The sequence below is a fragment of the Oleiphilus sp. HI0043 genome (assembly GCF_001634935.1).
The window spans coordinates 1-1,282 of sequence record NZ_LWEY01001845.1 but is presented as its reverse complement, the minus strand read 5'-3'; the positions used below and the strand labels follow the sequence as shown (position 1 = coordinate 1,282).

Genomic DNA, 1,282 nt, shown 5'->3' with positions numbered 1-1,282 from the left:
TCAGTTCCGCAAGCAAGGTCTTTAATGAGGGAGAAGGCGTGTTCTTTGGTGGATATTCGAGACCCCGCTTCATTTGCTTCAGTAAATATAGAAGGCTCGGTTCATATTTCGAATGACAATGTACAACAGTATTTATCTGACATGGATAAAGAAAAGCCACTAATTGTGGTTTGCTATCACGGCAACAGTAGTCAAGGCGCGGCTGAATTTTTCGCCAGTCAAGGCTGTAGAGAAGTGTATAGTCTTGATGGCGGTTTTGTTGAATGGCAGCAAGGCGATTAGATCTAAGCTACTGCTTTATCACCCTTCAATCACTTAACTGAGCCCGGGTAATCGAAGACTAAGGATACGTATTAATCTTTGATAAACTTATGCACCGACTTCTTAGGCACTTTGCTAAGCTGCTGAATAAAAGAGAACGGTAAATCATAAATACCGTAGCGCTCACCAATATCCTCTAACATAGCTAACCACAGCTTGGCAGTCATCTCTGAATCATACAAGGCACGGTGAAAACTACCCGATGAGATTGAGCTAACAGTATCAAGGTTCGCATACTGAACCAAAGTTCCTAACTTATGATTCGGCGCATCCTGAAAAATACGCCTAGAAGCGAGCAAAGAACAGGCAAAGTCTCCCGGATAGGAGCAAGAAACTCGTGATAGTTCAGCATCAAGAAAGCGTTTATCAAAAGAGGCGTTATGAGCGACTAGGTTATGCCCGGCAATAAAATCATTAAAGCGCTTCATCACCTCTTCACAGGGAGCCGCCTTGCTCAACATTGCATTGCTAATACCGGTATAATCTTCAATAAAAGCACTGATGCGAATACCGGGGTTCATTAGGGATTGAAAGCTATCTGTAATCTCCCCACCTTCAATCAGCACTGCACCAATTTCTATCGCACGTTCTCCCATATCAGGAGATAAGCCACTCGTCTCAAAGTCCAGTACGACAATCGTATCTGCTCGTTTTGCGTTCATTAGGTCTAGCCATTTCCAATCATTAATTTGCGCTTAGAGTACACTATCTTCCGGATGAGAATAAGGTGATGCTTGGAAAAGCTCGACTCCAAAACAGAGGAGTGACAAAGCAATAAAACTTTTATAGGTAGGATAGAAACAGGCTCTGATTTTTAACTGATTTCATATCAAGGCAACCCGTAAAACTATCGAAAAGTACTTTGAGAAAATTCATCAGCTTTATGAGCAGAAAAAAAGCCATCTCAAGTGAGATAGCTTTAGTTCTGGGTGATTTCCTTAAGTGCTGGCAACAATAGTGT

General features: G+C 42.0%; 2 protein-coding genes. One reads left to right on the top strand and one right to left on the bottom strand.

Going from position 1 to position 1,282, the window contains the following annotated elements:
• Positions 1 to 282: thiosulfate sulfurtransferase GlpE (gene glpE, locus A3729_RS28300; RefSeq protein WP_068634532.1), on the top strand; the 282-nt coding region annotated here is incomplete at its 5' end.
• Between the two features lie 71 nt (positions 283 to 353).
• On the opposite strand, the gene A3729_RS28295 is transcribed toward glpE, so the two are convergent.
• Complete coding sequence (locus A3729_RS28295) at positions 354 to 983, bottom strand: PolC-type DNA polymerase III (protein ID WP_068634531.1); 630 nt, start codon at positions 981 to 983, stop codon at positions 354 to 356.
• Positions 984 to 1,282 lie beyond the last annotated feature (299 nt).